Below are 22,794 nucleotides of genomic sequence, written 5' to 3'. Positions count from 1 at the left end.
ATGGAGGCGCGCCCACTGATCCGATCCGTCGCCACGCCTGCGCGGCGCGGATCGTTTGCGAGTCCCGGCAACCAGGGACGCTGCTGTAACGATGAAAACCAAGGAGCAATGCATGTTGAAAGCGATAAGCGGAGCCGCCCTGCTCGGACTCTTCTGCGCGATGCCCGTGGGAGCGGTGACCCTGGTCACCGCGACGAACTGTGCCAACTGCACGACGGAAATGCAGTGGCAACAGATGGCGATCGGCCAGGGCACCGGGCAACGCTACCTCTACAATTTCCCGAACCGCCAGCTGCGCAAGTTCGAGGTCGTCCGGACGTACGAGCCGGAATTGCACCGGTACACCTACTTCGCCAGTCCCTTGAGCGTCGAGCCGGCATACAGCCAGTATTTCTTCCACGCGGCCGATGTCTGGTCGGGCACCGGCGGATTGGCCAAGGCGGTGGTGCTCAACCTGCCGCAGGCGATCAATTCCGGCCGATCGGGCGACAGCGTGTTCGACATGTTCCGCACCTCGGGGGGTGCCACGCAGTTCGGCGACTGGCTCGGCGGCTACATGGGCCAGTACCCGCTCAACCCGGACGCGCAGCAGGTCAGGGACTTGATCGCGCAAAACTCCGGCCTGACATTCGCGTCGGACCCGACGCGCATCACCGTCACGGTGACGTTCAAGGATGGTCGTGCGCAGTTCAAGATCTCCGACGACGAGCAGCGCTACACGCTGGTGCCCGACTCCGCCAAGGATTCCGACGGCAACACGATCCCTGCAAGCCGCGATGGGCTGCACCACATGACGGTCGATTTCCCGGGCGGGGAATCGTCGCCGTCCTACCGCGGATGGCGCGACCTGTTCACGGCGTGGTGGGGCACCGCCGTGACCAGCCACTGGGTGTGCGGTACCGCCAGCGGTGGCGGTTCATCGTCCCAGACGTGCGTCCTGTCACCCTGATCGGCTGACGCGTCGCTGATGCAGACCCGTGCGCTGCGATCGTCCGCGGCGACGCGCGCACGGGCCTGCGGCTGGAAACTAGGTGCACGGAGTAATTGCCCGTTGCGGACAGGGCGTTTGCCCCGACGGCTAGAATCGATGCGTGTATCCCACCTGGATGCCGTGGGGCATCCAGCTGACGATCAGCGGGTGTTCTCGACGCCCGGCCCAGATGCCGACCGCCGTGCCGATGCCCCATCCGACCAGCACATCGCTTTGCCAGTGCCCATGGGTCTTTACGCGTGCGATCGCGTCGTACAGCGGCAGCAGCTCCAACGCGTAGACAGCGGGATCATCGCGACCATACTTGACCATGAAAGGCGTGACGGCGCCGGCGATGGCGGCGACCTCGCCGCTGGGAAAACTCTGGTTGCCGCTGCCTTTGAAGAACCGGTTCGGGTCCGACGTCTGCGAAGGACGTTCGCGCTGGAAAACCAGTTTCCCGCCTTCCGCAATCGCGCCTGATATCGCCATCGCGTCGAGCGATCGCCAGAACGTGTCGCCGAGGCCGTCCTGGTCGCCGAGTATCAGCGAGCCGCCGATCACGGTCAGGATGGTGCCGTTGATCAGCAGCGTCTGATTGCTGCGCTTCCAGATGCCGCTGTTGTCGTAGGCGATGCGGTGGTCGATGCCGAAGGGTCCGCCTCCGGCATGCGCTGCCTGCGGGCAGAGCAATCCACCGACTGCCGCGAGTGTGGAAAGAAGAATGAGCCGATGCGACGCTCCCCCGATCCGATGACGACGACCATGTCGCGCCGACCACGAGCCTGTGCCCGGGAGCTTTCGCCAGGCTTTCGCGGGCAGCATTTTCGTCGTGCGTCGACGCGGCACTCGTTCCGGCGTCTGGGAAGGGGCAACCGGGTTCGATACCCGGGGCTCCGTGGCGGAGCCCGCATATCCAGGACCCGAATGGCGCCGGCCGATGGCCGACGGTCGATGCGTTGACGCTTGCGCCATGCGGCCGCAGCGCCGATTTGCTCCGCTGCAAAGATTCGGTGCGGCCTTGCACCTTTTTGGTGCGCGCGAGCAAATCGCGGATGCGACCTCGCAAACATTTCATGGACGCCCGGACCTCCGGGCTCCGACGTCGCATGAATCCGGTGCGACGTTTCATTCCATCGGTGCGACCTTGCACATCCGATTTGATCGCGAGCAAATCGGATTTGCTCTTGCGCAAATCAGCTTTGCCCGGGCGCATATCCGATTTGCCCGGTCGCAAATTTTATTTGCGACATCGCATCCGCGATTTGCGAGCGTGCACCCAATGGGTGCAACGCCGGAGCGAGGGAGTGCGCGGGTGCTTGTACCGAATGTGTCGGCGGACCGATTTTGATCGCGATCCGACGTTCCGGGGGCTCGTCTCGCGTCCGATCCGCTAGTCGAACCCGCTCGCGAAGATCCGGTCGCACGGCAGGTACCACGGCGTGTTGCCGGTCGCTGCGTCCCAGGCCGGGCTTTCGGTGTACGGGAAGAACAGGTTCGGGCAGATCGCCGACGCCTGCGGCTGCAGGTTCGGTGGCGGAGGCGGCAGGGTTCCGCCGAGCTGGTTGAAGGCGACATTGATCACCTGCAGGCCGTTGGCACCGGACAGGTCGGGCAGGTTGCCGCTGAGCTGGTTGTGGCTCGCATCGAACACGACCAGGTTATGCATCGACGCGAGATCGGGCAGGTTGCCGCCGAGGGTGTTGTGCTGGACGTAGTAGTACAGCGCGTACGGCGCGAGCGGAATCGTTCCGCTCAACTGGTTGTTCGAGAAGTCGAGATTCCAGACGGTCAGGCCGCCGAGGTCGGGGATTGCACCCGTGAGCTGGTTGTCGCCGACACTGAACTGCTTGAGTTCCGACAATGCCTGCAGGGACGGGATCGTGCCGCTCAGCTGGTTGGATCCGACCTGCAAGGTCGCAAGGTGGCCGAGGCCGGCCAACGACGGCAGCGAACCGGTGAATGCGTTGTGGTCGAGTTCGAGGTCGACGAGGTTCACCAGTGACGAGATCGACGGAATCGCCCCCGACAACTGGTTGCCGGACGCGAGGAACGTCGTCAATGTCGTCGGTGCCGTCAACGCGGGCAGCGGTCCGTGCAGTGCGTTGAAGCGCAGGTCGACGGAGCGCAGGGTCGTCAGCGGGGCAAGACTCGGCAAGGTTCCGTCGAGGTTGTTGCCGAACAGGTTGAGCTCGAGCACGTGGCCGTTCACGCAGTGCACGCCGAACCACGTGCATTCGGTGCCGTTCGCGCCGTTCCAGTTGTCCTGTGAGATCCATTGCGCGCCGTTCGTCGCGGTGTACAGCGCCGTCAACCAGGTGCGCTCGGACGTCGCCAGCGCGGGCGCGGCCGCGGGCAGGGTCGCGAGCGACACGGCCGACACGCCGTTGAGTGAATCGAACAGGCCGCCGACATGGATCGTGCCGTTGACGTCGGCGGCAACCGCATTGATCGCCGCGCCGGGATAGACGCCGGTCTGCGCGCCCCAACCGTCCGCATCGACTGCGGGGCCTGTCATCGGCAACCGGATCAGCGACGCGTAGCAGTTGGTGAGGAATACGTGCGTCTGCGGCTGGTCGAGCGCGAGCTTCGAACCCGGGCAGAACGGCGCCTGCCAGTTCGCGTCGGCGAGCGCGGTGGTGGCGGACAGCTTGGCGACGCCGGTGAACACGGGCTGGCCGCCGATGCTCGAAAACGCGCCGGCCACGATCACGTTGCCCGCCGTGTCGGGCACGAGTTCCTGCACGAAGCCGTTCGCTGCGGGTGCCCAGGACGCATCGGCGGTGCCGTCCGGGTGCAGTCGCGCGAGGAACGGCAGCGCCTGTCCGCCGATGTTCTGGAAGAAGCCGCCGACGTAGAGCCGGTCGGTCGCATCGACAGCCATCGTCGAGATGCTGCTGTCGGGATTCGGCGTCCAGCTGGTATCGGTGCTCCCGTCCGGCAGGATCTTCGCGATGCCGCCGTTCAACAGCGTGTAGACGCTGCCGGTACTGTCGACCGCAAGCTTCGTGCCGAACCCGCTCGGCGTCCATGTCGTGTCGGTGACGCCGCTGTCGGACAAGCGCGCAAGGCCGTTGACCGCCTGGCCACCGATCTGCGCGAACAAGCCGCCGACATAGATGAACCCGCCACGCACCGCCAGTCCGTACACGGTGCCGTTCGGGTCCGGGTTCCAGAGCGGGTCGAGCGTGCCATCGGGCTTCAGCCGCAGCAGGTCGTTGCGGTCGACGCCGCCCGCGGTATTGAACGTGCCACCGACGATCGCGCCACCCGCAGGCAACGCGACGATCGCCTCCACATGGCCCGGCGATGTCGCATCGACCGCGGGTTGCAGGCTGCCTGGCGTGGACACGACCGCGACGCCACGTCGCGGCAGTCCATTGGATCGATTGAACGCGCCGCCGAGCGTGATGTTGCCGGTCGCCGTCGGCGCGAGCGCGAGGACGCCCTGGTAGAAGCGCGATTCGAGCATCGCGTCCCAGCTGTCGGGGGCGCCGGCGCCGGTCAGTGCGAGGCGAGCCGCGTACGCGCGCGAGGCACCGCCGATGATGTGGAATTCGCCGCCGGCGTAGAGCTTGTTGCCGGCGATGTGCAACGTGTTCACGCTGCCATCGGGAATCGGGCCGTTGCCCCAGTTCGGATCGAGCGCGCCGTCGTCGCTCGACACCTTCGCGACGAACGGGCGGAACAGGCCATTCAACTGGATGAAGCATCCGCCGAGGTAGACCGAGCCCGCGTTGTCCGGCGCGATCGTGCGCACGCTGCAGTCGGGACCGGGATTCCAGCTGTCGGCGATCGCCGGGGCCGTCGGCGAAACGCGTGCGGCACGCGCGCGCGACTGGCCGCCGACGTTGGCGAAGTCGCCGCCGACGTAGACGGCGCCACCGCTGTCGACCGCGATCGCGAGGACACGAGCGTCCGGCGCTGGCGTCCAGGCCGCGTCGGCGCTGCCGCTGCCGCCGATGTCGAGCCTGGCGATCTTCTGCTGCGCGATGCCGTCGACGTGCAGGAACGAACCGGCAACGTAGACATGCGTGCTGCCGTCGTAGGCGAGTGCATCGATGCAGCCGCCATCCGGCGTTGGTTTCCAGTTCGCGTCGACGGCGCCGGTGTCGGGCGCGAACTTCGCGAGGTAGTGGCGTGTTGTGCCATTGGCATGGCTGAAGCAACCGCCGGCGTAGACGGCGCCGAGCGCATCGGTGGCCAGTGCCGTCACGATGTCGTCGACCTGCGGGTTCCAGCCGTTGTCGACCGAGCCGTCGGCGTTGAGGCGCGCGATGTGCGCGTGAGGCTGGCCGCCGACGTGGGTGAAGTCGCCGCCGATGATGAAGCGACCATCGGATGTCGTGGTCGCGGCGAGCACCGTGCCATCCATCGTCAGCGATATCGTCGGCGATTGCGGCACCTGCGCGAGCGCGCTGCCGACGCCGATCAGTCCCGCCGCGACGACCGACAGGCGCGTCGACCACGCCTGCATCCACGCGTTGCCTGCGTCGTTCCGCTTCATCGATGTGCCCCTGTCCCGACCGAGCGATGTCGGCGCAGCAGAGTAGCCATAAAACCGGAGCCGGGCCACTGCCTTCGCGTGGCCCGGCCGGCGCGAACAAGGCGGGAAAGTGCGCAGAGTGGACAACCGTTCCGATCCGCCCGCGGGCCCCACGGCAATGGTGTCGCCGCGCGCGCGGGAGTATGTTGCGCACCGGGCGCGGGCGATCGCGCGCGTGTGGTCGCGGCAGGGGAACACCATGAGCCGAACACCTTCGAAGACCGGCCGTGCGCCGGCCGATTCGCGCATCCGCTTGCACATGCCGCCCCACAGCCTGCTGGTCGCGTGTGCGTTGTCCATGGCGCTGGCGAATGCGCAGGGCGCTACGTCCGCGTCGCCGCACGAGGTGTTCGACACCTACGTCGTGACCACCACGGCGGACTCGGGTCCGGGCTCGTTGCGCGATGCCTTGCTGACGGCGACGCCGGGTCGCGTGATCACGTTCGCGGTGAGCGGCACGATCACGCTCACAAGTCCCTTGCCGCCGATCCGCGTGGCCTTGAGCATCACCGGGCCGGGTGCTGCGAGCCTGACGATCAGCGGCGCGGATGCGTATCGCGTGCTGTTCGTCGATGCGGCTGGTGCAACCGTCACCATCTCCGACGTCGACATCGCGCACGGTCTCGCGCGCGGCGGCAAGGGCGGCGACGGCTTGTATGGCGGCGGCGGTGGTCTCGGCGCGGGCGGTGGCCTGTTCGTCAATAGCGGCACGGTCGTGCTGTCGCACGTGGACTTCCACGACAACGCCGCTACCGGTGGCAACGGCGGCAGCTTCAGCGGCGGCTTCAACGGCGGCGGCGGGGGCGGCGGTCTCGGTGGAAATGGCGGCGCGGGCTACAACTACTCGGGCGGTGGTGGCGGCGGCTATTACGGCAACGGTGGCTCCGCGACGAGCAATGGCGGCGGTGGTGGCGGCGGCGTGTCCGGCAACGGCGGCGCGGGTGGCAACAACGGTGGCGGCGGTGGCGGCGCATGGTCGAACGGCCAGGACGCGTCGGGCACGGTCGGCGGTGCCGGCGCGGACGGCCTTGGTGGGCAGGGTGGAACGGGCACCGGCGGCTTGGGCAACTCGGCGGGCAGTGCAGGGCAGGTGTTCGGTGGTGGTGGGGGAGGCGGCTACGGACATTCGACGTCCGGCTATTTCGGCGGTGATGGCGGCGCCGGCGGCACCTACGGCGGCGGTGGCGGCGCGGACCATGAAGGCAGTGGCGGCGACGGTGGCGATTTCGGCGGTGGCGGCGGATTCCTTCCGCAGAACGGGACCTTCGCCATCGGCGATGGCGGCGGCGACGGCGGTTTCGGTGGCGGCGGCGGTGGCGGCAGTGCGTTGAACTGCGATATCACCGGATGCAGGAATCGCTCCGGCGACGGCGGCTTCGGTGCGTGCGCGGGCGCAGCGGCGTACGGCGGCTTGCCGATGCTGGGCGAGTCCGGTCCTTTTGCGGGAGCACCGGGTGCGGGTGTCACGACCGGCAATGCGCCAGCAGGTTCGGGCGGTGGCGCCGCGTTGGGTGCTGCGCTGTTCGTGCGCGGCGACAACGGCGCGTCGCTGACCTGGGCCGACGGTTCCGTCGACGTCGGCGCGCTCACGCCGGGTGTGCCTGGCTCGGGCGGCGTGGGCGCGACCGCGGGTTCGACGCGCGGCACGTCGATGTTCCTGCTCGGCGGCACGACCACGGTGTCCGTCACATCGGGTCGTCAAACGGTCGACGGTTCGATCGGCGGCTGGACCGGCTCGCTGCCGAACCTGGTCAAGGGCGGCGACGGCACGCTGGTACTGGCGTCGACGGACAACGTGGATCTCGGCACGTTCGAGATCGCGCAGGGACAACTCGCGGTCGATGGCATGTTGCCGGCGGCCGTGACGATCGACAGCGGTGCAGCCCTCGGCGGCGACGGGATGGTCGTCGGCGCGGTCACGCTGCACGACGGCGGACGCCTCGCGCCCGGCGATCCGGCGATCAACGGCGGCATCGGTCGCCTCGACATCGGTGGGCTGACCTGGGAGGTTGGCGCAACGATGGCGTTCCAGCTCGGTGCGACGGCGGCCGCGTCGGATCACCTGGCCATGACCGGCAACCTGGTCACGAACGGCACCGGCCTGCAGTTCCAGTTCACCGACGGCGCGTCCGCACCGGTGTGCGGTACGCAATATCCGCTGCTCGATACCACCGGATCCATCCTTCCGGTCCCGGATGATTTCACCTACGTCTACAGCGGTGCGAATGCGGGCCTGACCAGCCACGGCATGATCCTGATGGACGCCTTCAGCACGACGCTGACCTTCCTGCCGCTATGCGACCAGGCCATCACGAATTTCATCGCGACGCCTGCGAATCCGGTGTACAGCCCGGCAGGGACGTTCGGCGTTTCGGCGACGCCGGGTGCATCGGCGCAGCCCGTGCAGTTCCTCTCGGCGTCGACGGACACCTGCACGACGAACGACGCGACCGTGTCGATCCTCTCCGCGGGCGACTGCGAGTTGACCGCGTACCAGGGCAGCGACGGCACCTATGCCGCTGCACAAGCCACGTTGACCGTGTCGATTGCGCGAGCGGAGCAGGCGATCACGAATTTCACGTCGACACCGGCGGCGCCGCTGTTCCATCCGGGCGGCACGTTCAGCGTGTCGGCGACGATGGGCGCGTCGGGCAATCCGCTGGTGTTCGCATCGACGACGACGAGCATGTGCACGGTTGCGGGATCGACCGTGACCATGCTCGCGCCCGGCACGTGCACGTTGACCGCGGATGAAGCCGGCGACACGAACTACAACGACGCGCCGACCGTGACGCTCGATGTCGTGCCGACGCGTCGCACGGTCACCGCTGTCGCCGCAACGAGCGGCGGCACGATCGCGCCACCGACGCAGCAGGTCACCGACGGCGACATCGCGAGTTTCACCGTGACCGCCGACGCGGGGCACGCGGCCACCGTGACCGGCGATACCTGCACGGTCACGTCGATCGGTGGCGGCCTCTGGCAGACGACCGCGATCCATGGCGATTGCCACGTGACCGCCGCGTTCGACGATCGGATCTTCGCGTCGGGGTTCGAGGGCAGCTGAGGGCGTCGAGGCGGGGTTGCCGGACGCGAGCTTGCATCACCGCCCGATGCGTGCGTGCGCAGCGGCATTGTGCGAGGCGCGCATCGACGAGCAGCTGTACCACGTTCGATGGCGCCGGATGCGGTCGCCGCTGCCACATTCGTAAATGTACGTCTGTGACCGTATTCACGGAATGAAACTTAACGCATACTCGGACGTCACCGTCCTACAGGGGGATCGTCCATGTTGTCCATTTCCATTGTTCCAGAACGCATTGCCCCACTCCTCGCGGTTGCGGAGGGCAGGGCATGATGACAGCCTTCGTTCGCGCCGCGGCCGGCGTGCTTCTCGCGGGTTCGCTCGGGTCGGCCTGCGCGCAGTCGTTCACGGAGAACTTCGACGACATCAGCCTGCTTGCAGGCAATGGCTGGGTCCTGCAGAACAACAGCACCCCGGTCGGCAGCCTCGGCTGGTTCCAGGGGTCGCCGGTGTCGGCAGGAGGCCCCTTCGATGCGTGGAACGGCGCGTCCAATGCGTATATCGCGGCCAACTACAACAACACCGGCAGTATCGGCACGATCAGCAATTGGCTGCTGACGCCGAATCGAACGCTGCGCAATGGCGACGTCTTCCAGTTCTACACCCGCAAGCCTGCCGGGGGGACGGATTACCCCGATCGCCTCGAAGTCCGCCTCAGCACGAACGGTGCGAGCACGAACGTGGGTAGCGGTGCCACCGCGACGGGTGACTTCACGACACTGTTGCTGTCGATCAATCCCAGCCTCGTGACGGGCGTCTACCCGCAGGTGTGGACGCAGTACACCATCACGATTTCCGGGCTTCCGGCTCCGACATCCGGGCGCATGGCATTCCGCTATTTCGTCACCGGTGCGGGAGCATCAGGAAGCAACTCCGACTACATCGGCATCGACAATGCCATGTATGCGCCCTACGTCTGTCCGGCACTCACGATAAGTCCGAGCACGCTGCCCAGTACGGGTTGGGGTCTGGCCTACAGTCAGAACCTGAGCCAGACCGGCGCTCTCGGCGCGCCGAGTTACTTCGTGACGGCGGGAGCCTTGCCTCCCGGCCTTTCGCTGAGCGCTTTCGGAAACGTTTCCGGCACGTCCACCGCCCTCGGCACGTTCAACGCCACGGTGACCGTCGTGGACAACAGCGGCTGCAGTGGTTCGCAACCGTATTCCATCACGGTCAATCCGGTGGCGCCGAGCGCACCGCAGAACGTTCTCGCCGTGGCCGGTGATGCGCAACTGGATCTGAGCTGGAGCGACCCCTCCAACAATGGAGGCGACCCGTCGCCGCCGACCTATGGCGTCACCTGCACGGGCGGAAACGTCGTCACGGCTTCGGGGAATTCGCCCATCACGCTGACGGGCCTCGTCAACGGCAGTGCGTACACCTGCGCAGTGGTAGCCAGCAATGTGGCGGGGCCGGGTCCGGAGGGCACGAGCAACAGCGTCACGCCGATGGGCAACCAGAGCATCCTGTTCGATGCGCAATCCGCGCAGACCTACAGCCCCGGCGGCAACTTCTCCGTCAGTCCTCCCGCGAGCGCGAGTTCCGGGTTGGCCGTGGTGTACGGTTCGCCGACGACGTCGGTGTGCACGGTGGCCGGGGCGACCGTTTCGATCGTCGCTGCCGGAACCTGCACCTTGACCGCCGATCAGCCCGGTGACGCCGCGTGGAACCCGGCACCGCAAGTCGAGCAGTCGCTCACCATCAACCCGGCCGGACAAACCCTGACGTTCCCGTCGCAGACCGAGACGAGCCGCGTGTTCGACGCGGGGTCCACCTTCGAGATTTCACCGTTGGCGAGCAGCGCGAAGCCGAATTCGGGCGCATCCATCGTCTACAGTTCGCTCGATCCCGCCGTGTGCAGCGTGAGCGGCACGACGGTGACGATGCTCGGCGCAGGCGTGTGCCCGATCGCCGCGGACCAGGCCGGCAACGGCAACTTCACGGCGGCGCCGCAGGTCACCGTGCTCGTCTCGCTGGTGGACCTCATCTTTGAAGACGGCTTCGAGGATCTGGTGCCGTAAGGAGCTCTCACCTCTCCCGCTTGCGGGAGAGGAGGGGAAGCGTGCGAAGGCGCAGCACTTGCTCTCACCGACCGCTCCGCATTGTCCAATCGACACCGGACGTTGTCGCACGCTTCCCCTCACCCCAACCCTCTCCCGCAAGCGGGAGAGGGGGAACTGCCGTCGCGCCGCAGCTTGGGGTGTCAGCGCAGCAAGGCATCGAGCTCGGCGCGCCGCAGTACGCGGCCGCCGAGGACCACGGCGTCGATCCGCCGGGTATTGCGCACATCGCGCGTGGGGTCGGCGGCGAGCAGCACGAGGTCGGCGCGCTTGCCCGGCGCGATCGAACCACTCGTCGCGTCCTGGCCGAGGAAACGCGCAGGCGCGAGCGTCGCCGCGCGCAGGGCCTCGCGCGGCGTGTAGCCCGCATCGACGAACCGCGCGAGTTCGTCCTGAAGCGAGAATCCGGGATAGACCTCGGGCATCGGTGCGTCCGTGCCCGTCATCATCGGCACGCCCGCACGACGGAACACCGCCATGATCGAGCGTGCGCCGTGCCAGCGGCGCCCGGCCAGCGGATCGGGGTGTGCGGCAAGTTCGCCAAGGATGCGCGACCAGCGCGTGCGTTCATCGGCGCGCAGGAGACGCCAGCGCGGGTCCGCGTCTGCCGATGCGGAGCGATGCGCTTCGGCCCAGGGCAGCGCGAGCGTGGGAACCTGCCACTGGCCACTCGTGGCGAGCTGCCGCGCGACGCGGCTGCATGCTCGCCGGTCGAATGCTTCGAGTGCACGCGACTCCTGCGCATCACGCAGGTCGGCCAGTGCCTGGCCCGCAAGTCCGCTGCGTTCCCGCAGCAGCGTGCCTTCGATCGACGAGCACGCTTCGTACGCCTGCATGAGGTGCTCGGCGCTGCGTTGTCCCTGCGCGGCGGCGTCGAGCAGCGCGACCGCGGCCGGCACGTGTCCCGCCACCGGCAGTCCGCGTTCGCGCGCAGCGGCGAGCAGCGCGTGCCACTCCGGCGTGCCGACCTCGGAAAACACCTTCACGAAGTCGGCACCGCTGTCGGCGATCGCCGCGACCTCGCGTCGCGCGTCCGCTGCGTCGGAGATGCGCGCGGCGATGCCCGCGGCAAGTACGCGTGGCGCGATGCGCTCGCCCGCATCGGTTTCGCGCCGCCACTGCCGCAGCCGTTCAATCGATTGCGCGTCCGCGCTCATCTCGCGCACGCCTGTCACGCCGTTGGCCACGAACAGCGGCAGTGCCCAGTCGTTCGGCGGTCGATGCGACACCGTGTTGAAGAGGTGCACGTGCATGTCGACGAGCCCGGGGATGAGCCAGCGGCCGCGGCCATCCACGCGCACGGCGTCGACGGGAATGCGCGCGTCGTTCGCGGCGGCGATCGACGTGATGCGATCGCCTTCGACAAGCACCGTGCGGTGGGTCGCGTCGCGGTCGTGTTCGACATCGACCACCGTGGTGTCGACGATCGCCACGCTGGCTGCGGCGGCCATCCGCAACGTCATGCAGGCCAGCGTGGCGAGGGTGCACAGACGCATTGGCTTGGAGGGATGCATGCGGGCTCCAGTGTGCCGCATCGGCGTTTCCAAGGCGCGGCTTCGCAACCTGAAGGTGTCGCGGAAGGCGTCAGTGTTCCGCACCGGCTTCGGCGTCGGCCGCCAATTCGGCGTGTTCGAGAGCGGCAGCCGGCCCGCGAGTCCTTGCGGCTGGCGGCGCGATGGCCGCGTGCTGCTCTTCGCCGGTATCGGCGGCGATACCGGCAGCGTACGATCGCCTTGCCAGCGATCATGGGGCGTTGAGCGTGGTCATGTACCTGGAGAATGTCATGCATCGGTCATTCGTCATCCAGCACGTTTCATGCGCGCTTGTGACTGCGACGCCGTTGCGCTCGATGTCCGCGTGGAACACGGCGGCGAACGACGCCAGCCATGCACCGGCGTGGGACAACTTCGCGATTCCGTTCTGACGGTGGCGAACTCCGACTACGCCGCGCGCATCGATCGCGTCGTCGACCACCTGCGCGCGCACCTGGACCGGCCGGTGCGGCTGGACGAACTCGCGCGCGTCGCGGGGTTCTCGGAATTCCACTCCCATCGCATCTTCGGCGCGGTGACCGGCGAAACCGTCAATGCGTTCGCGAATCGCGCGCGCATCGAGAAGGCCGCGCGCCTGTTGCGCTATTCGGACCGCAGCGCCACCGACATCGCGCTCGACTGCGGCTTCTCCTCGTCGGCCGCGTTCTCGCGCGCGTTCCGCGCGGCGTACGACACGACGCCGAGCCGCTTCCGCCGCAAGGGCGAGATGGGCGAGAGCAAGATCCGCAAAGAACCGTTTCCGGAGCTCGACTATCGTCTGCCCATGAGCGCGGAGGAACAGCGCGCCGCGTTCCCGGTGCGCCTGGTTGACCTGCCCGAACGACGCATCGCGTACCTGCGGGTCGTGAATGCGTTCGAAGGCGGGCGCGTGCTCGCGGCATTCGGCGAAATGGTGGCGTGGGCGCGGCGCGAGGGCATCCTGGCGGAGGGCACGCTGTTCGGCATGTCGATCGACGATCCGCACGTGACACCGCGGGAGTTGTATCGATACGAAGTGTGTTTCGCCTCGTCGTCGCCGTTCGCGGTTGCCGAGGGCATGTCGACGCTGACGTTGCCGCCGATGCGCTACGCGGTCGCGCACGTGTCGGGAGATCTGCGCACGGTGGCGACGGCGTGGGGCTACCTGTTCCGCGGGTGGCTGATCCACAGCGCGTACGAACCCGAACACGCGCCCGCGATCGAGGTGTTCCTCGACAAGGAAGCGGCGACCGACTGGTCGCATTTCGATCTGGACCTGTGCGTGCCGATCCGCACGCTGGCGCGCACAGGCGGTTGACCCGGCGTGCGCACTGGCGTGGAGGCGGCATGAGTCTGATTGACGGTATAGGTGGCGTGTTCCTGTTTTCGAACGATCCGCGGCGCCTCGCGGACTGGTACGCCGATTGCTTCGGCATCGTGCCCGCGAGTACCGGCGAAGGCGAAGCCGAGTGCAACGCGATCTACCGGACGTTCGAGGTGCGCGACGCCGACGAACCGGAAACAAGGCGCGAGATCGCCTGGGCCATCCTCGGCAGCGAACACGACATTGCCGGAGCGCCACGCACCGGCCAGATCAACTATCGCGTGAAGGATCTCGGCGCAGTGCTGCACGCGCTCGGCGAGAAGGGCGTGCAGGTCGAAAAGACCGCAGAGTATCCGTACGGCCACTTCGCGTGGCTCAAGGATTGCGACGGCAATGCGGTCGAGCTGTGGGAGCCGAGGTAGGCATCGAAGCAATCTGCTGCGGGAGCGGCGGAAGCAGCGATGCCCTTGCAGTGGGGAATGAAAGCATCGCGACTTCCGTCGCTCCCACAAGAGCAGGGAGCAAGGAAGTCGCAACAGCATCGCTCGAAGCAGCTTTCTGTGGGAGCGGCGGAAGCCGCGATGCTCTTTGCAGTGGGGAATGAAAGCATCTCGACTTCCGTCGCTCCCACAAGAGCAGGGAGCAAGGAAGTCGCAACAGCATCGCTCGAAGCAGCCTTCTGTGGGAGCGGCGGAAGCCGCGATGCTCTTTGCAGTGGGAAATGAAAAGCATCGCGACTTCCGTCGCTCCCACAAGAGCATCGCTCGAAGCAGTGTGGGAGCGGCGGCAGCCGCGATGCTCTTGCAGTGCGCAGTGGGAGCATCGCGACTTCCGTCGCTCCCACGAAAGCCTGTTCAATCGAACCCATCCGTGAACAACTCGTCGGGCCCGAAGATCTGGATGATGCCGTTGTCGCTTCCGAGAAGATCATCGGCGAGCGGGGCGCCGGCGTAAACGTAGTTGCCGACCATCGCGACACCGCGGCCCATGTCGTCGGCGCCGTGCGGCAGGCTTCCCATCTGCAGCGCCTGATCGATCCAGAGCGTGCCGCCGATGAAGGGGATCGGCATGACGACGCGCGCAAAGCCTTCGCCGCTGCTCTGCGCGTCGCTGCCCGGGCATCCCATCGCGAAGCCGGTGCCGACGAGATTCAACCCGATCGACGCGCCGCACAGGTCGCCCGCCTGCGCGTCGCTGCCCGGGAATACTTCGCCCGCGAACGTGAAGTGATTCGGGCCGCCAGGGTTGAACAAGGTGACCGATCCCGTGCGGCCGACGGCCGGCTTGTCGCCGCCGGTCGCGCCGACGTACAGGCGCTGGCTGTCGATGGCGATGCTGGTGCCGAAGAAGCCGAAAATCCCCGGGTTCTGCGCCTGCAGGTTGCTGAGGTTCGCGATCGCGCCGCCCGACAGGTGGTAAACGTGCGCGCCGCCGGCCGTGCTGCCTTCTCCGGGCGCACCGACTGCCATCAGCATGTCGCCGGCGCCGAATGAATACGCCGCGACCGATGCACCGAACACGTCGCCATTGGTGGCACCGCATACGCTGCCCTTGTCGTCCCAGGACTGATCGTCGCCGAAGTAGATCAGCGAGCTGCAGCCCGCGCCCGCTCCCGGTGCGCCGCCGACGATCCAGTTGCCGGCGCCACCCGTGCCGATGCCGTCGCCCGCGACCGCGACGCTGCTGCCGAAGTGGCCGTTGTCGAGCGTGCTGTCCCAGAAATACAGGCCGTCGAATTGGGGCGGAGTGTAGGTCGGGTTGCTGCGGTTGCGATCGTGCAGCAGGGTGATTCGTCCTGCGTCCGTGTGCGTTGCGTTGTCGTAACCCGGTTCGCCGATCGCGACCACGCCGCTGTCCACGGCCAGGGCCGCGCCGAAGTGGCCGTTGGCCGAGGGAAAGGCCGACGTCAGATACGTTGCCTCTTGCCAGCCGCCGTTCGTGGGAACGAACACGAACACGATGCCCGCCTCGGGATACACCGTCGGTCCGTCGACGATGGAAAAGCCCGGCGCACCGACATAGAGCGCGCGCACCTGCGGCGGCGAGCCGGTGTCCAGATCGGCGGCGACGACGGTGCCGAACTTCATGCCGTCGTGCGACCCGGAGAAGCAGCACGGCGAGTCGATCTGACCAGCGTGGGTCCAGCCTGCCGCGTGGGCCGAGGCGGCGAATACGGACAGCAGCAGGCAAGCGACCCGGTTCATGGCGATGTACCACGCAGTGACGTTACCTGCAGAAACGCGGAAAGCAGGAAAATGCGACAGACGCGACGCGCCATGGATGGCGAAGGGCGGCGCACGCCGGAGGGAACGGCGCCGCTGTCTCTCCCGCGATGCGGGAGAGGAACTGCGCGCGCGGAGCGCGATGCGTGACGGGAAGCGGGCCGCCGTCACCGCCGCTCAAGGACTTTCCGACGGCGACCCATGGCTGTGGCTCTCGATGGGCTGCATGGCGTCATCGGGCAGCGGAGAATGCAGCCAGCGCTCGCCCGCGATGATCCTGAAGTCGGGCAGGTCGCCGCACTTGGCGATGCTGTGCAGCGCGTTCAGCAGGCGATGGGCAATGCGTGCGCAGCGGCGGTGTCCGCGGCGCGCATCGACGAGCAGGTTGAACCACACGACGCCGGCAGGCGACGGGGTGCGTTCCAGGCGGAAGTCGAAATCGAGGTCGGCAAGGATGGCCGGCAGGTCCGGCGCGCCTTCGGCGACCTGGAGGGTGGCCATGAGACACCACTGCGAAGGGTCTCGGCGGACGGTAGAGATCATGAAGAGCACCTCTGCGAGTTCGCGGAAAAAGATTGCCCTTGGCGGGGCCCTGGAACGGACCACCGACCGCGCGGATTGTTCCCGCCGGCGAGCGCGGATGCGATGGGCGAAGGTCGCGCGGGTGGCCCCCTTGAAACCCGAAAGGCGAGCCCTAGATGCGCCTTGCGGGCGCCATGGTGGGCCCGCCGTGAGGGCGTCCAGCACGCCTCTTCATGCCCATGTTGCTTGCCACTATGAGGATATGGCTATGAGGACCACACTCGATTTTTCGCCCCTGTTCCGCACCGGCATCGGCTTCGACCGCGTATTCGACGTGCTCGAAAGCGCCAGCCGCATCCAGCCGGCGGACAACTGGCCGCCGTACGACATCATCCGCGTCGGCGAGGATGCTTACCGCATCGTGATGGCGGTCGCCGGCTTCGATCGCGACGAACTGACGCTGACCGATCGCCCGAACCTGCTGGTGATTTCCGGCGCGAAGCGCGAAGCCGTGCTCGGCCCCGAGGCGGAGTACCTGCACAAGGGAATCGCCGAGCGGACGTTCGAGCGCCGCTTCGAACTCGCCGACCACGTGAAGGTCGCGAACGCGTCGCTCGAAAAGGGTTTGCTGACGATCGAACTGCGGCGTGAGATTCCCGAAGCGCTGAAGCCCCGTCGCATCGACATCCAGGGCGAGCGCGTCGCGGGTGCGAACACGCCCGCGCAGATCGAGGCTGCCAAGGCGGCGTGATGCTGTACCGCAGGCGCCCTTCGCGGGGAAGGGCGCCTGCATTGCCGATGACCGCGACGGAGCCGCGACATGGCGCGGCGCATGCGAGCTGGCCAGGTGCCGGCGAGGCGTCCGGGCCGCGCTCATTTTTCCTTCTTGCCCCGACGGGGATGAGGCAACGGCCTCGCAGGTCGGATGTCGATCCGACCCTCGCTCGTGCGTCGAAGTCGGAAACCCGGGCGAAGCGTGATGCGCTTTGTCCGGACCTTGCCTACTATCGCCCGTCGCCAGCGAGTGCCTCCCATGCAACCCGTTCCCGCCGATACGCTGCCAGCATCCACGGCAACCCAATCCTTCTGGGACGCATTGCGCGAGGCCGTGCGCGGCACGCAGGCGGACTACACGAAGATCCCGCTGCGTCGCGCGGTATTCCTGCTCGCCGTGCCGATGGTGCTGGAGCTGGTGCTGGAATCCACCTTTGCGGTGGTGGACATCTTCTTCGTCGCCAAGCTGGGGCCGTCGGCGGTGGCGACGGTCGGGTTGACCGAGAGCTATCTGTTCCTCGTGTATTCGATGGCGATGGGCCTCGCGATGGCCGTGACCGCCGTGGTGGCGCGGCGCATAGGCGAAGGCAAGCCGGATGCAGCGGCCGTGACGGCGGTACAGGCGATCATCGTGGCGCTGCTCGCATCGGTGCTGCCGTCCGTGATCGGCATTGCCTTCGCGCCGGACCTGCTGCGCCTGATGGGCGGAGACGAGTGGGCCATCGAGCACGGTTACCGCTACGCGCAGTGGATGCTCGGCGGCAACGCGGTCATCATGCTGCTGTTCGTCATCAACGCGATCTTCCGCGGTGCCGGCGATGCAGCGATCGCGATGCGCGTGCTGTGGCTGTCGAACGGGCTCAACATCGTGCTGTGCCCGTTGCTCATCTTCGGCGTTGGCCCGTTCCCCGAGTGGGGCATCGAGGGCGCGGCCATCGCCACCAACATCGGTCGTGGCACCGGCGTGCTGTTCCAGCTGTGGATGCTGTTCCACGCCGGCAAGCACATCCGCGTGGCGGCATCGCATCTGTCGTGGCATGGCGCGGTGCTGTGGAACATCGTGCGCACCTCGCTCGGCGGTGTCGGCCAGATGATCGTGGCGATGACCTCGTGGATCTTCCTCATGCGCATCCTCGCCAACGTCGGCAGCGAAGCGGTGGCCGGCGCGACCATCGCCATCCGCTTCATGATGTTCACGATGATGCCGGCCTGGGGCATGTCGAACGCGGCTGCCACGCTGGTCGGACAGAACCTCGGGGCCGGGCAGCCGGATCGCGCGGAAGCGGCCGTGTGGCGGATCGGCCGCTACAACATGCTGTACCTGGTGGCGGTTTCGCTGGCGTATTTCTTCCTGCCGCAGCACATCGTCGGCTTCTTCACCGATGACGCGAAGGTGGTCGCCGTCGGCAGCGAGTGGCTTCGCATCCTGTCCTACGCGCTGTTCGTCTACGGCTGGTGGATGGTCAGCGTGCAGGCTTTCAATGGTGCGGGCGACACGGCTACGCCGACGTGGATCAACGTCGTGTTCTTCTGGTTGATCCAGATTCCGCTGGCCTGGTGGCTGGCGTTGCACCTGGGCTGGCAGGAAACCGGCGTGTTCTGGGCCGTGTTCGTTTCCGAGACTTCGGTCGGCCTGTTCACGTTGTGGCTGTTTTCGCGCGGCGGATGGAAGGCGGCGAGGGTCTAGCAGGGAATGGACGCGCGTCATCTGGTCGACCGGCGGACTGGACTCCCGCTGCATCCGCGCTAGACTCAGCCCTCGCCAGTCGCCAAGGGATCGATCATGAACCCGTCCCGGTTCGTGTCGAGGCGTGCACTGCTCGGTGGTATCGCGGCGCTTCCGGCGCTGGGTCTTGCTCGCCCGCTGTTTGGGGCGGCGGCTGCGGAAGCTGCGCAGCCCGCGCATGCCGCGGCTGCACTCAACGTGATGGAGTTCGAGGAGCTGGCACGCGCGGCGCTCGCCGACATGCCGGCGCACTTCGGCTACATCGCCACCGGCGTCGACGATGACCGTACTGTCGCCATCAATCACGACGCGTTTGCGCACTACGAAATCCGCTCGCGCCGCTTCGTCGACGTGAGCCACCTCGACACGGGCGTGAAGGTATTCGGCACGCAATGGCCGACGCCGATGTATCTGTCGGCCGTGTCGAGCCAGCGCGCATTTCATGCGGAGGGCGAGGTGGCGACGGCTCGGGCAGCCGCGTCGCGTTCCGTGCAGATGATGCTTTCCAACGTGGCCTCGGTCGCGCAGGCGGATGTCATCAAGGCGCGAGGCGCACCGATCTGGCAGCAGCTGTATGCGACCAACGACTGGAAGGTGACCGAGGCGTTGGTCAAGCGCGCCGAGCAACTTGGTTGCCAGGCCATCGCGCTGACCGTCGACAACATGCCCGGACGCAACAACGAGACGCTGTTGCGCGCGATGAAAGCCGACAAGCGCGTATGCACCGCCTGCCACGTCAACAACTCGCACGATCCGCTGCACAAGGCGCCGGCCTACGCAGGGCTCGATGTCTCCCGCGTCACCGAATTGTCTCCGAGCGACATGAGCTGGGCATTCCTCGACAAGCTGCGCAAGCTCGTGACGGTCAAGCTGATCGTGAAGGGCATCGTCACCGGCGAAGACGCCGCGCTCGGGTGCGAGCATGGTGTCGACGGCATCGTCGTTTCGAACCACGGCGGACGCGACGAAGAAACCCTGCGCGCAACGATCGACTGCCTGCCCGAAGTCGTCGCCGCGGTGAAGGGTCGCGTTCCGGTCTTCATCGACGGCGGCGTGCGCCGCGGCACCGACGTATTCAAGGCGCTCGCACTCGGCGCGACCGGCGTCGGCATCGGTCGCCCGCAGGTTTGGGGCCTCGCCGCCATGGGCCAGGCTGGCGTCGAATCGGTGCTCGACATCTACACGCGCGAGCTGAAACAGATCATGCGTCAGGCCGGCACGCGCGACATTCGCGCGATCGACGCGAGCCACGTCCTGCGCAAAGCCTGGACCTGAGGCATGTCCACCGGCACGGGCGCCGCACGTTCCGCGCCGGATTCGTCCGTGCGTGGCTACCGCGTGACGTCGATCGACGTGTTGCGCGGCCTGGTGCTCGTGATCATGGTGCTCGATCATGCGCGCGACTTCTTCGTCGCCGGCACCGTGCAGAACCCGATGACGGATCCGAATGTGACGCCGCTGTTGTTCGCGACGCGCTGGATCACCCACTTCTGCGCGCCGGTGTTCGTGCTGCTTGCAGGCACCAGCGCCGGGCTGATGACCGCGCGCAAGACGCCGCGCGAACTCGGCCTGTTCCTGCTCAAGCGTGGGCTGTGGCTGATCTTCATCGAGTGGTTCGTGATCTCGACCGCTTGGTCGTTCGCGCCGCTCGGCTCTGCGCAGGCGGGTGGCCTGATCGTCATACCGCTGCAGGTGATCTGGGCGATCGGCGCGTGCATGGTCGTGCTGGCCGGACTGCAGTTCCTGGGGGCGCGCGCATGTCTCGTGATCGGCCTGGCGATCATGCTCGGGCACAACGCGCTCGATGCCGTGTGGCCGGCGGCCACGGCGAGTGACCATCTCGACCATCCGCTGTGGGTTGCACTGCATGCGCGCATGTCGATCGATTTCGGGCCATACCGGATCCGGTTCGCGTATCCCCTGCTGCCATGGCTCGGCATCATGGCGTGCGGATTCGGCATCGCCGACGTGTTCCGGATGGATCCGGCGAAGCGCGACGCCTGGCTGTTGCGCGGCGGCCTCGCGCTGACGTTTGCTTTCGCCTTCATCCGCCTGATCAACGTGTACGGCGACCCGCATCCCTGGCACGTGCAGGATCGAGGAGCGGTGGCGACGTTGATGAGTTTTCTCAATACCGAAAAGTATCCGCCGAGCCTCCTGTATGCCCTGATGACGCTCGGTCCGGCGGCGATTGCATGCGCATACGCAGAACGCTGGCGCGGGCCGCTCAAGGACATCCTGGTCACGTTCGGACGCGTGCCGTTCGCGTTCTATGTCGCGCACCTGTACTTGCTGCACCTGCTGGCCGTCGGACTCGGCGTGTTGCAGGGCTTCGACGCGCGCCAATTCTTCGCAGCGTCGCCCGCGTTTCCGCCGGGCTATGGCGTGCCCCTGCCGGCGGTGTATCTGGTCTGGGCAGCGGTCGTCGCGCTGCTGTACCCCTTGTGCCGTTGGGTCTGTGCGGTAAAGGCGCGACGCGGCGATTGGTGGCTGAGCTATCTCTGAAGACGCTTCGTGCGGGGCGAGGACGCGCCATTGCGCCGGAACAGTCGATGGACCGGCCACGAAATCCCCACCAGGGCGAGGGCGAGCAGGCTGTTGGCGGTGTCGTTGACGAACGCTGCTGCGAGGAAGGCGAGGGATCCGAGCAGGGCGAGTGCCGGCACGAGCGGGTACAACGGCACGCGGAATGGCCTCGGTGAATCGGGGTGGCGTTGGCGCATGACGAACAGGGTAGTGAACGTGATCGCGTAGTCCGCAACGAACATGAAGGCGAGCAGGGCGACCATCGTGTTGAAGGTATTCGTCGCGATCAGGCCCAGGGCGATCCCGATGCTGGTCCACAGGGCCGGCACCGGCGTGCCGCCGGCATTCACCCGTTGCAATCCGGCGGCAAGCAAGCCGTCGCGGCTCATCGCGTAGGGTACGCGCGAAGCCATCAGCACCAGCGCGTTCACCGACGCAACCAGCGAAAGGATCATCACGACCCGCAGCACCGTGTCGCCGCGCGGGCCGAACAGGCGCGACGCGGCGCTGGCGGCCACGAACGGGTCGCCGGCCATTTCCCTGATCGGAATGACGCTGAGGAATGCGGCGTTCAACAGCAGGTAGATGACCATCACCAGCAACACGCCGGCGATCATCGTGCGCGGGATATCGCGCGCCGGATCCGGAAGTTCCTCGCTGAAGTAGACCGGACCGGTCCAGCCGTCGTAGGTGTAGATCGCGGACTGCATCGCGACGATCACGGCGCCGATCAGGGCAATGCCGACCGGCAGGTCCGCTGCGGCCGGGACTGCCGCGACGGATGTCATCGGGGAGGGGAAGAACAACGCCACCAGCGCCAGTGCGATCAGGGCCAATGCCTTGAGCAGGCTGGTCGTCTGCTGGGCGAGGTCGCCGATGCGGATGCCGCGCCATTGCAGCAGGCCGAACGCGAGGACCACCGCGCAAGCGGTGAGTTTTTCATGACCCGCCAGGAACGGTACCAGTGGGCCGACATATTCGCCGAGCACGATCGCGACGGCGGCGATACTGCCGCAGGTGGACAACCAGTCGCTCCAGCCGACCACGAAACCCGGATACGACCCCAACCCGTGCTGCACCAGCGGATACAAGCCGCCCGAACGTGGCCGCATCGCGACCAGCTCCGACACGGTCAAGGTTCCCAGCAGCGCATACACCGCACCGGCCACCCACACGCCCATGAACAACGGCGCCGACGGAAGCTGTGCGGCGATCTCGCCCGGCGTACGCAGGATGCCCATGCCGATCGTGTTGCCGACCAATACGGCCAGACAGAAAGCCACGCCGAGGACTTGCAGCAGCTTGCCAGGTGGCGCGCTCGCCTTGTCTGTCACGGTCTCCCCCGTTCCGTGACGGGGCCATGCTGACGAGGCGCCAGACCATGGATGCGGAAAGCTGCCTTGCCGAACAAGATCGCCGAAAAACCCACGTTCCCCGATTCGACATCGTAAACCATTGGCGGCTTGCGGCAAGCCTCCGCCCATTGCGCCCATGGCCAGCAATGAGGGAATCGCCGGCGCGGGCGATG

Annotated in this window: 16 protein-coding genes; 10 read left to right on the top strand and 6 right to left on the bottom strand. The window is 67.0% G+C overall.

All coding sequences use genetic code 11. The features are described from left to right. Positions 1-112 precede the first annotated feature (112 nt). A complete protein-coding gene (locus ACILRJ_RS06235; protein ID WP_395681460.1) occupies positions 113-949 on the top strand; it encodes a hypothetical protein in 837 nt (278 codons plus the stop codon). 129 nt (positions 950-1,078) lie between these two features. Here ACILRJ_RS06235 and ACILRJ_RS06230 read toward each other — a convergent pair whose 3' ends face one another. Further along, complete coding sequence (locus ACILRJ_RS06230; protein ID WP_395681458.1) at positions 1,079-1,795, bottom strand: phosphatase PAP2 family protein; 717 nt, start codon at positions 1,793-1,795, stop codon at positions 1,079-1,081. Positions 1,796-2,363: 568 nt separating this feature from the next. After that, positions 2,364-5,477, bottom strand: a complete 3,114-nt coding sequence (locus ACILRJ_RS06225; RefSeq protein WP_395681456.1) for a hypothetical protein — start codon at positions 5,475-5,477, stop codon at positions 2,364-2,366. Positions 5,478-5,715: 238 nt separating this feature from the next. Here ACILRJ_RS06225 and ACILRJ_RS06220 point away from each other — a divergent pair, with 238 nt between their 5' ends. Both ACILRJ_RS06220 and ACILRJ_RS06215 read left to right on the top strand, forming a co-directional pair. After that, positions 5,716-8,583 carry a hypothetical protein gene (locus ACILRJ_RS06220; protein WP_395681454.1) on the top strand — a complete coding sequence of 956 codons (2,868 nt, stop codon included), beginning with the start codon at positions 5,716-5,718 and terminating at the stop codon, positions 8,581-8,583. Positions 8,584-8,870: 287 nt separating this feature from the next. Continuing rightward, entirely contained in the window at positions 8,871-10,622 is a 1,752-nt protein-coding gene (locus ACILRJ_RS06215; protein WP_395681452.1) for a choice-of-anchor J domain-containing protein, read from the top strand. Between the two features lie 182 nt (positions 10,623-10,804). On the opposite strand, the gene ACILRJ_RS06210 is transcribed toward ACILRJ_RS06215, so the two are convergent. Further along, positions 10,805-12,175: an amidohydrolase family protein gene (locus tag ACILRJ_RS06210; protein ID WP_395681450.1), complete on the bottom strand. Its 1,371-nt coding sequence runs from the start codon at positions 12,173-12,175 to the stop codon at positions 10,805-10,807. Positions 12,176-12,444: 269 nt separating this feature from the next. On the opposite strand from ACILRJ_RS06210, the gene ACILRJ_RS06205 reads away from it, so the two are divergent. From ACILRJ_RS06205 to ACILRJ_RS06195, 3 genes are read left to right on the top strand one after another with little or no spacing between them, the layout of a single operon-like run. Further along, entirely contained in the window at positions 12,445-12,585 is a 141-nt protein-coding gene (locus ACILRJ_RS06205; RefSeq protein ID WP_395681448.1) for a hypothetical protein, read from the top strand. A 2-nt stretch (positions 12,586-12,587) separates the two neighbouring features. Then, the gene (locus ACILRJ_RS06200; protein WP_395681446.1) at positions 12,588-13,490 is read left to right on the top strand and encodes a GyrI-like domain-containing protein; all 903 of its coding nucleotides are present in this window, start codon (positions 12,588-12,590) and stop codon (positions 13,488-13,490) included. Between the two features lie 29 nt (positions 13,491-13,519). Then, positions 13,520-13,918 (top strand): VOC family protein, encoded by a 399-nt coding sequence (locus tag ACILRJ_RS06195; protein WP_395681444.1) that lies wholly within the window; start codon positions 13,520-13,522, stop codon positions 13,916-13,918. A 432-nt stretch (positions 13,919-14,350) separates the two neighbouring features. On the opposite strand, the gene ACILRJ_RS06190 is transcribed toward ACILRJ_RS06195, so the two are convergent. Further along, positions 14,351-15,700, bottom strand: coding sequence for a hypothetical protein (locus ACILRJ_RS06190; RefSeq protein WP_395681442.1), 1,350 nt, complete (start codon positions 15,698-15,700; stop codon positions 14,351-14,353). Between the two features lie 195 nt (positions 15,701-15,895). Further along, on the bottom strand, positions 15,896-16,270 hold the full coding sequence (locus ACILRJ_RS06185; protein ID WP_395681440.1) for a hypothetical protein: 375 nt from the start codon (positions 16,268-16,270) through the stop codon (positions 15,896-15,898). 238 nt (positions 16,271-16,508) lie between these two features. On the opposite strand from ACILRJ_RS06185, the gene ACILRJ_RS06180 reads away from it, so the two are divergent. From ACILRJ_RS06180 to ACILRJ_RS06165, 4 genes are all read left to right on the top strand, one after another. Next, complete coding sequence (locus ACILRJ_RS06180) at positions 16,509-16,991, top strand: Hsp20 family protein (RefSeq protein ID WP_395681438.1); 483 nt, start codon at positions 16,509-16,511, stop codon at positions 16,989-16,991. A gap of 282 nt (positions 16,992-17,273) precedes the next feature. Next, positions 17,274-18,701: an MATE family efflux transporter gene (locus ACILRJ_RS06175; RefSeq protein WP_395681436.1), complete on the top strand. Its 1,428-nt coding sequence runs from the start codon at positions 17,274-17,276 to the stop codon at positions 18,699-18,701. 96 nt (positions 18,702-18,797) lie between these two features. Beyond that, positions 18,798-20,015 carry an alpha-hydroxy acid oxidase gene (locus ACILRJ_RS06170; RefSeq protein ID WP_395681434.1) on the top strand — a complete coding sequence of 406 codons (1,218 nt, stop codon included), beginning with the start codon at positions 18,798-18,800 and terminating at the stop codon, positions 20,013-20,015. Positions 20,016-20,018: 3 nt separating this feature from the next. After that, positions 20,019-21,245: a DUF1624 domain-containing protein gene (locus ACILRJ_RS06165; protein ID WP_395681432.1), complete on the top strand. Its 1,227-nt coding sequence runs from the start codon at positions 20,019-20,021 to the stop codon at positions 21,243-21,245. Here the strand turns inward: ACILRJ_RS06165 and ACILRJ_RS06160 are convergent. Then, positions 21,236-22,600: an APC family permease gene (locus tag ACILRJ_RS06160; protein ID WP_395681430.1), complete on the bottom strand. Its 1,365-nt coding sequence runs from the start codon at positions 22,598-22,600 to the stop codon at positions 21,236-21,238. The genes ACILRJ_RS06165 and ACILRJ_RS06160 overlap by 10 nt on opposite strands. Between the last annotated feature and the right edge of the window lie 194 nt (positions 22,601-22,794).

The organism is Dokdonella sp., assembly GCF_044227025.1.
Classification (GTDB): domain Bacteria; phylum Pseudomonadota; class Gammaproteobacteria; order Xanthomonadales; family Rhodanobacteraceae; genus Dokdonella_A.
This window is presented reverse-complemented; position numbering and strand designations above follow the sequence as displayed.

Bases quoted from the DNA above. Each gene is read 5' to 3' on its own strand.
- ACILRJ_RS06235 (WP_395681460.1), top strand. From the start codon at position 113: ATGTTGAAAGCGATAAGCGGAGCCGCCCTGCTCGGACTCTTCTGCGCG.
- ACILRJ_RS06230 (WP_395681458.1), bottom strand. From the start codon at position 1,795: ATGCTGCCCGCGAAAGCCTGGCGAAAGCTCCCGGGCACAGGCTCGTGG.
- ACILRJ_RS06225 (WP_395681456.1), bottom strand. From the start codon at position 5,477: ATGAAGCGGAACGACGCAGGCAACGCGTGGATGCAGGCGTGGTCGACG.
- ACILRJ_RS06220 (WP_395681454.1), top strand. From the start codon at position 5,716: ATGAGCCGAACACCTTCGAAGACCGGCCGTGCGCCGGCCGATTCGCGC.
- ACILRJ_RS06215 (WP_395681452.1), top strand. From the start codon at position 8,871: ATGATGACAGCCTTCGTTCGCGCCGCGGCCGGCGTGCTTCTCGCGGGT.
- ACILRJ_RS06210 (WP_395681450.1), bottom strand. From the start codon at position 12,175: ATGCATCCCTCCAAGCCAATGCGTCTGTGCACCCTCGCCACGCTGGCC.
- ACILRJ_RS06205 (WP_395681448.1), top strand. From the start codon at position 12,445: ATGCATCGGTCATTCGTCATCCAGCACGTTTCATGCGCGCTTGTGACT.
- ACILRJ_RS06195 (WP_395681444.1), top strand. From the start codon at position 13,520: ATGAGTCTGATTGACGGTATAGGTGGCGTGTTCCTGTTTTCGAACGAT.
- ACILRJ_RS06190 (WP_395681442.1), bottom strand. From the start codon at position 15,700: ATGAACCGGGTCGCTTGCCTGCTGCTGTCCGTATTCGCCGCCTCGGCC.
- ACILRJ_RS06180 (WP_395681438.1), top strand. From the start codon at position 16,509: ATGAGGACCACACTCGATTTTTCGCCCCTGTTCCGCACCGGCATCGGC.
- ACILRJ_RS06175 (WP_395681436.1), top strand. From the start codon at position 17,274: ATGCAACCCGTTCCCGCCGATACGCTGCCAGCATCCACGGCAACCCAA.
- ACILRJ_RS06170 (WP_395681434.1), top strand. From the start codon at position 18,798: ATGAACCCGTCCCGGTTCGTGTCGAGGCGTGCACTGCTCGGTGGTATC.
- ACILRJ_RS06165 (WP_395681432.1), top strand. From the start codon at position 20,019: ATGTCCACCGGCACGGGCGCCGCACGTTCCGCGCCGGATTCGTCCGTG.